The 7,412-nt window shown below is 73.2% G+C and carries 5 protein-coding genes and 1 pseudogene; all 6 read left to right on the top strand.

Going from position 1 to position 7,412, the window contains the following annotated elements:
* The first annotated feature begins 53 nt into the window (after nucleotides 1–53).
* On the top strand, nucleotides 54–344 hold the full coding sequence (locus tag E0493_RS14825; RefSeq protein WP_160937931.1) for a DUF3467 domain-containing protein: 291 nt from the start codon (nucleotides 54–56) through the stop codon (nucleotides 342–344).
* 34 nt (nucleotides 345–378) lie between these two features.
* The gene (locus E0493_RS14820; protein WP_160937929.1) at nucleotides 379–2,211 is read left to right on the top strand and encodes an efflux RND transporter periplasmic adaptor subunit; all 1,833 of its coding nucleotides are present in this window, start codon (nucleotides 379–381) and stop codon (nucleotides 2,209–2,211) included.
* Entirely contained in the window at nucleotides 2,208–4,358 is a 2,151-nt protein-coding gene (locus E0493_RS14815) for a site-2 protease family protein (protein WP_160937927.1), read from the top strand. The genes E0493_RS14820 and E0493_RS14815 overlap by 4 nt, the downstream gene beginning before the upstream one ends.
* Nucleotides 4,351–5,175 carry an efflux RND transporter periplasmic adaptor subunit gene (locus E0493_RS14810; RefSeq protein ID WP_160937925.1) on the top strand — a complete coding sequence of 275 codons (825 nt, stop codon included), beginning with the start codon at nucleotides 4,351–4,353 and terminating at the stop codon, nucleotides 5,173–5,175. The genes E0493_RS14815 and E0493_RS14810 overlap by 8 nt, the downstream gene beginning before the upstream one ends.
* Nucleotides 5,172–6,674 (top strand): TolC family protein, encoded by a 1,503-nt coding sequence (locus tag E0493_RS14805; protein ID WP_160937923.1) that lies wholly within the window; start codon nucleotides 5,172–5,174, stop codon nucleotides 6,672–6,674. Before E0493_RS14810 ends, E0493_RS14805 begins: the two co-directional genes overlap by 4 nt.
* Nucleotides 6,675–6,774: 100 nt before the next feature.
* Nucleotides 6,775–7,412: pseudogene (locus E0493_RS23755) on the top strand (hypothetical protein); the annotation flags it as partial.

Raw genomic sequence — 7,412 nt, 5'->3', positions numbered from 1 at the left:
TCAACGTCGACCAGGGCTGCAAAAGTGGCCCTCCTTCACTGGGACTAAAAATTATGTCCGACGACCGCAGCGGCCTGAAGACCACGATCTCCGGCCAGACCAAGATCAAGTGGGACGACAGCAAACTCCGCACGACCTACGCGAATGTCTGCAACGTCGCGACCACGCGTGAGGAGGTGATGGTGCTGTTCGGCACCAGCCAGGCCTGGATGGGCGCGACGGAGGAGGTGACCGTCGCCCTCACCGACCGCGTCCTGCTGAACCCGCACGCGGCGAAGCGCCTCGCGGCGATGCTGAACAAGACGATCGAGGAGTTCGAGAAGGCCTACGGCAGCCTCGGCTGAGCCCCACCGGATCTTCACCGGGCAAACCAGTCCCATGGCCGAGCCTCTCGCGAATCCCGATGCTCCTTCCCCTGCCGGTCCGGCACCCGGCCAGCCATCCTGGCGCCTCCTGCTTGGCGCCGGCGATGCGAGGCTGGCGTCGCAGGCCTGGCTCGACCTCGCCGTCACGCTAGTCGCCCAGGCGGTGCCGGATGGCGCCGCCCCGGTGCAGGGCGCCTTCGTGGCGCTGCGGCAGGACGGTGCGCGCTATGCCCGCGCCGCCAGCTTCGGGGAGGGCGCCGTCAGCTTCCTGCTGGCCAAGGCGGCGGAACGCTGCCTCCAGCTCCAGCGCAGCGTCGTGCAGAACGACGAGGCGGCCGGCGGCGCCTGCCAGCTCGCCCTGCCCATCATGGCCGGGGAGACGCTGGAAGGCGTTGTCGCCTTCGAACTGAGCCGCAGCGTGCTGCCACAGCTCGACCGCGTCACGCGGCTGGTGCAATGGGGCCTGGGCTGGTTCGGCCGGGCCGGGGCGGCCAATGCCGCGCCCGGGCAGGCGACGGAATGGCTTGGCCTGGTTGCCGCGCCCGGCGACGCGGATACGGCGTTCGAGGCCCTTTGCAGCATGCTCGCGGCACAGTGGGCGCTCACGCGGGTAAGCCTCGGTCTCGGCGGCGCCGGGAAGATGCGGCTGCGCGCCACCTCGCGCGGCCGGCTTTCCACCTTGCAGACGGATTTCGTCATCGCCCTCAAGGCGGCGATGGAGGAGGCGGTGGAGGCCGGCACGGCGCTGGCCGTGCCGCCGCAGGCAGGGCAGCTCGCGGCCATCGGCGCGCATCAGCGCCTCTGCCGCACGCATGACGTGGCCTGGGCGGTCACCCTGCCGGTGCGCCTGCCCGGCCATGCCGGCTGGGTGGCGATGACGCTGGAAGGCGACGGCGGGGCGCCGCAGCCGGAACAGATCGCCGGCTGGCAGGCGGTCGCCGCACAGGTCGCGCCCCTGCTGGCGCTGCGCCTGCGGGCCGAGCGTGGCCTGCTCGGCCATGCCGGCGCGCTGGTGCGGGAGGCCGGCACCGGCCGCGCCGCCTGGAAGCCGGTTGCCGCCCTGGTCGCCGCGGCGGCGCTGGTAGGCATCGCCCTGTTCCCCGTGCCCTTCCGGGTGAATGCGCGCGCGACGCTGGAAGGCGCCGTGAAGCGCAGTGTCGCCGCGCCCTTCGACGGCTATCTGGCCGAGGCCGCGGTGCGCCCGGGCGACCGGGTGGCCGCCGGCACCGTGCTGGCGCGCATGGACGACCGCGAGCTGCGCCTGCAGAAGCTCGACTACGAGGGGCGCATCGCGGAAAGCCGCCGCCAGGCCGACGAGGCGATCGGACGGCGCGACATGGCCGCCGCCGGCATCGCCACCGCCCGCCGCATGCAGGCGGAGGCCGAGCTGCGGCTGATCGACGCGCATCTCGCCCGCACCAGCTTCGTCGCGCCCTTCGACGGCATCGTCATCTCCGGCGATCCCAGCCAGTCCATCGGCGCGCCGCTGCGCCGGGGCGAGGTGGTCTATGAGCTTTCCCCGCTCAACGGCTACCGCGTGGCGCTGGAGGTGGAGGAGAGCGACTTCGCCGCCGTCCAGCCCGGGCAGGAGGGGCGCATGGTGCTCGCCTCCCTCCCCTATGCCTCCTGGCCGGTCCAGGTCACCGGCGTGACGCCACTCGCCACCGCCCGGGATGGCCGCAACGCCTTCCGTGTCGAGGCGCGGCTGGAGCAACCGGACGCGGCGTTGCGCCCGGGCATGCAGGGCATCGGCAAGATCGAGGCCGGCACCGCGCCGCTCGCCTGGGTCTGGGTGCGCGGCGCCGTCGCCTGGGCGCGCCTGAAGCTGTGGGCCTGGATGCCATGAGCGCCGCCACCGGCACGGGGGAAGCCACGCTGGGCCGGATGGCCCATCTGCGCCCCCGCCTGAAGCCGCATGTCGAGGCCTTCCGCCACGTTTACCGGGGCCTGCCCTGGTACGTGTTCCACGACCGCGCGGCGCACCGCTTCTATCGCGTCTCCCGCAGCGGCGCCGAGATCGTCGGCGCCATGGACGGCCGCCGCAGCCTCGGCGAGATCTGCGAGGGGCTGGACGAGGCCGGCCGCCAGCCAGTCGATCCGCAGGCCGCCGCGGGCTTCGTGATGCAGCTCGGCGCACTCGGGCTGCTGCAGCGCGACGGCACGCCGGATCCCGAGGCGATGGCCGAGCGCAAGGCGCGCGAGCGCCGCCGCCTGCTCGCCGCCCAGCTCCGCACCCCACTCTCCTTCAAGCTGCCGCTGTTCGACCCGACCCGGCTGGTGGACGCCATCCTGCCCTGGTGCGGCTGGATGTTCGGCCCGTTGGGCGTCGGGCTCTGGCTCGCCGCCGTGCTGCTGGGCGCCGTGCTCGGCGTCATGCACTGGGGCGCGCTGACTGCCGACTTCACCGACCGCATGTTCTCCGCGCAGAACCTGATGCTGGCCTGGCTGGTCTACCCGGTGGTGAAGACGATGCACGAGATGATGCACGCCATCACGCTGCGCCGCGCGGGGGTGGAGGTGCGGCAGGTCGGCCTGCTCTTCGCCGCCTTCATCCCGGTGCCCTACGTGGACGCCACCGCCTCCGCCACGCTGGAGCGCAAGTGGGACCGCATCCTGATCGACGCCGCCGGCATCCTGGTGGAGCTGTTCCTCGGCGCCGTCGCCCTGGTGCTGTGGAGCAGCTCGGAGCCCGGCCTGCTGCGGGCGATCTGCTACAACATCATCATGATCAGCGGGTTCTCGACGCTGCTGTTCAACGGCAACCCGCTGCAGCGCTACGACGGCTACTACATCCTGGCGGATCTCATCGAGATCCCCGGCCTCGGCACCCGCTCCGCCGCCTATCTGGGCTATCTCTTCCAGCGCCACCTGCTCGGCCGCGCCGAGGCGCGCGCGCCGACGGCGACGCCGGGCGAGAAGGCGTGGTTCGTGCTCTACGGCCCGCTTTCCTTCATCTACCGCTTCGGCCTGATGCTGGTGATCGCGCTGCACGTGGCGGAGCAGTACCAGGCCATCGGCATCCTGCTCGCCGCCTGGTCGGTGGCCGGCTATGCCTGGCCGATGCTGGCGGGCGCCGCCAAGGGTGTCGGCGGCCAGCAGCCGCGCGCGCGCCGCTTCCGGGCCATGGGCGGCATCGGCGCGCTGGCCGCGCTGATCCTCGCGGTGCTGTTTCTGCTGCCGGCGCCGCACCGGCTCGTGGTGGAAGGCTTCGTCACCGTGCCGGAGGAGAGCGTCGCCCGCCCCCAGGTGGGCGCGATGGTCGCCCGCCTGCTGGTGGAGGACGGCGCCACCGTGGCGGCCGGGCAGCCCGTCGCGCAGCTCGCCGATCCCGCCGTCCCGGCCAAGGTGGAGCGCATGCTCGCCCGCCAGGCCGAGCTGGAGGCCCGCTACACCCGTGAGCTGAGCAATGACCGCGTGCGCGCCGCCATCGCCGGCGAGGCGCTGGCCCAGGCCGGGCGTGAGCTGGCCGACGCGCGCCGCGACGAGGCGGCGCTGCTGCTGCGCAGCCCGGCGGCGGGGCGGCTCGTTCTCGCCACCCCGGCCGGGGACCTGCCCGGCCGCTTCCTGGTCAAGGGCGAGCAGTTCGCCCTGATTTACCGCCCCGAGGCCGCCCTGCTGCGCGCCCTGGTGCCGATGAGCGCGATCGACGCGCTGCGCCACCGGCTGCAGGCGGTCAGCCTGCGACCGGCCTACGACACCGGTGCGGAGGTCCCGGCCACGCTGCTCCGCATCGTACCGGCCGCGACCGACATCCTGCCCAGCCCGGTGCTGTCGCTCGATGGCGGCGGCCCCTTCGCCGTCACGCGCGACGGCGGCGACCAGCTCCGGATGGAGGAGCCGGCCTACGAGGTCCAGCTCCGCCCCGATCACCCTCTTCCCGTCACTTACCTGAACGGCCGGATCCATCTCCGCTTCGACCTGGGGACCGAGCCGTTGGCCTGGCAGCTCTGGCGCGAGCTGCGGCTGGTGTTCCTGAGGCATTTGCATGCGTAAGCGTCATCTTCCCGCGGTGGTCCTGGGCTGGCTGGCCGGCACCACCCTCGCGTCCGCGCAGGACGCCGCCGCGCGTCCCGAGTTCCCCTGCCAGGTCTTCTCCGCGCAGCGCGTCGAGCTGGCCAGCCCCGTCCCCGGCGTGCTGGCGGAACTGAAGGTGGAGCGCGGCGACCGCGTCACCGCCGGCCAGGTCGTCGCGCAGCTCCGCACCGAGACCGAGCAGGCGCAGCTCGCCCTGGCCGAGGTGCGCGCGGGCGCCGACGCGCAGCTCCGCCTCCGCCGTGCCCGCCTCTCCCTGGCCGACCGCACCCTGCGGCGCAACCAGGGCCTGCAGGAGGCGCGGATGATCTCGCCGCAGGACCTCGACCAGATCAGGACCGACCGCGAGGTGGCGGCGCTGGAGGTGGCGACCGCCGCGGAGAACGTCGCCATCGCGAAGGCTGAACTGGAACAGGCGCGCGCGGCGCTGGCCATCCGCACGCTGCGCAGCCCCATCAGCGGCATCATCACCGAGCGCGACCTGCAGGTGGGCGAGCAGGTGCGCGACAAGCCGGTCATGGTGATCGAGAACGTGGACAGCCTGCATGTCGAGGTGGCGCTGCCGGCCTCGCTGTTCGGCCAGGTGCGCAAGGGCGCGCGCGGGCGGTTGAGCTTTCCCGGCACCGGCCTGGCCTCGCTTGTGGCGCCGATCACCCTGATCGACAGCGTGGTGGACCCGCGCAGCGACATGTTCGGCGTGCGGTTCGACCTGGACAACCGGCAGCTCCGCATTCCCGCGGGGCTGAAGTGCCGCGCCGAAATGGAGCTGGCGCCGTGACCCTGCGCCAGATACTTCGCGCCGGCGCGGTGCTCTCCTGCATCGCCGTCCCGGCCCATGCCCAAGCGCCCTCCGGCGGCTGGCGCACCCAGCTTGCCGCGCCGCCCGCGGGCCCGGCCATGGCGCAGGCCATGACCGGCCGCGGCGAGGTGCCGGCCACCCGCAGCCCGCGCGATGCGAGGCCCGCGGTGGGCCTGGCCGAGCTGGCCGACCGCGCCAACGCGGCCCATCCGCAGGTTCTGCAGGCGGCGGCAGGCAAGGACGCCGCGGGCCACAGCCTGCGCGACGCCTATCTCGGCTTCGCGCCGCGCGCCAACATCATTTTCGACAAGGGCAAGGAGCGGCTGAACGTCATCCGTTCCGACAACTTCCTCTACCAGCTCGGCGTCAACAACTTCCGCAACCAGGGCTACACGCTGGAGGTGGTGCAGCCGATCTTCGACCCGCGGCTCTTCGCCCAGCTGCATGGCGCCTATGCCACGCTGCGCCGCGCGCGGGACGAGCTGACGGCGGCCCGCCAGCGCACCCTCTTCGACCTGATGCAGGGCTACCTCACCACCCTGGCCGCCTATGACGGCTATCAGGTGGCGCGGGCGGAGGAGGAGACGCTGGCGCGCCAGATGGCGGAGGCGCAGACGCGCCAGCGCCTCGGGCTGGTGAGCGAGGGCGACGCCGACGAGGTGGAGGCGCGGCTGCGCGCCGCCGAGGCGCAGCGCATGGCCGCCGCCGCCACGCTGAACGAGAACTTCGCCTCGCTGGAGCGGCGCGCCGGCTTCCGCGTGGGGCCGCTGGCGCCGCTCGCCGCCCGCATCCCGATGTCGCCGCCCAGCCCGGCGCGCGCCGACGACTGGGTGCGCGAGGCGCAGGCGCACAACGCCGATCTCCGCGCCATGGAGAGCGCCACCACCGAGGCGCGCGCCCAGGCGGAGACGCAGGCGGCGGCGCTGCTTCCGCGGCTGGACCTGCGGCTGACGCAGGACCGTTCCGACACCGGCGGCACCGTCTATGGCGGCGGCTCGACGATCAACGACCGCACGCTGCTCTTCCGCCTCACCGTGCCGCTCTTCAACCCGGACGGCGCGGGCTACCCGCTCTTCGCGGCGCGCGCGCGCTACCGGGCCTCGACCTACCGGCTGGAGGACCAGCGCCTTGAGGTGGAGGAGAAGGTGCGCACCGCCTTCGAGGAGGTGGTCGCCAACACGCGGCGCGACCGCAGCCTGGTGAAGGCATTGGAGGCGCAGACGCGCATCGTGAGCGGCAAGCGGGCGCGCTACGCCGCCGGCACCCTGCCGATCAAGGACGTGCTGGACAGCGAGCGGGACCTCTACCAGGCGCAGCGCAACCTGCTGGCGGCCCGGTACAACTACCTGCTCAACCTGATGATGCTGAAGCGGCTGGCCGGCGACTTCACCGAGGCCGACCTGCTCTACATCGATTCCGCGCTCGATCGTCACGCGACGCCGGTCCGCCGGCTCGTGGGGGATGGGCAGGATGGCTGATCCGAACACGCGCCTGCCGAAAGGCAGTCGCGCACTGGAACTGACGACGCGGCGCGGGGCGCCAGGGGACATGCGAGAAATGACGATGCGGGGGAGTCAGATGGGGCTTGATCGGCAGCGCGAGAAGCGGTCGCGTCCGGTGGGGCATGGGCGTCGCCTGGCACAGTGGCTGGTGCTGTTCACCGCCCTGACGCCGATCGGGCACCTCGCCGCTGCGCCGGGGCCGAGCGGCACCTATGTCGTGACCCAGGCGTCCGACGGCGGCAACACCGGCGCCGCGGGCACGCTGAGCTGGGCGATCGCGCAGGCGAACGCCAATCCGGGTTCCACCATCGCCTTCGCCTCCTCGCTGGCGAGCCAGACGGTGACGCTGTCGGCGCCGCTGCCGGTGATCAGCAGCAGCGTCACCATCGACGGCAGCGGCGCCGCCGGCCTGACGATCAGCGGCAACAACCAGAACCGCGTGTTCTTCGTCAACGGCGGCCGGGTGACGGTGGCGAACCTCACCATCGCGAACGGCAGCGCGCAGGGTGGCGCGGGCGCCTCGGGCGGCGGCGGCGGCATGGGCGCGGGCGGCGCGATCTTCGTCAATGCGGGCGCGGTCGCGGTTTCCAACGTCAGCTTCGCGAACAACACCGCGGCGGGCGGCGCCGGCGGCAACGTCACGCGCGGCCCGGGCAGCTCCGGCGGGGGCGGCGGCGGCCTCGGCGGCGCGGGCGGGCGGCCGATGGACGGGGC

This window comes from Teichococcus coralli (genome assembly GCF_009829925.1).
GTDB lineage: Bacteria > Pseudomonadota > Alphaproteobacteria > Acetobacterales > Acetobacteraceae > Pseudoroseomonas > Pseudoroseomonas coralli.
The sequence above is the reverse complement of the archived record's forward strand: the minus strand, read 5'-3'. Positions and strand labels throughout refer to the sequence as shown.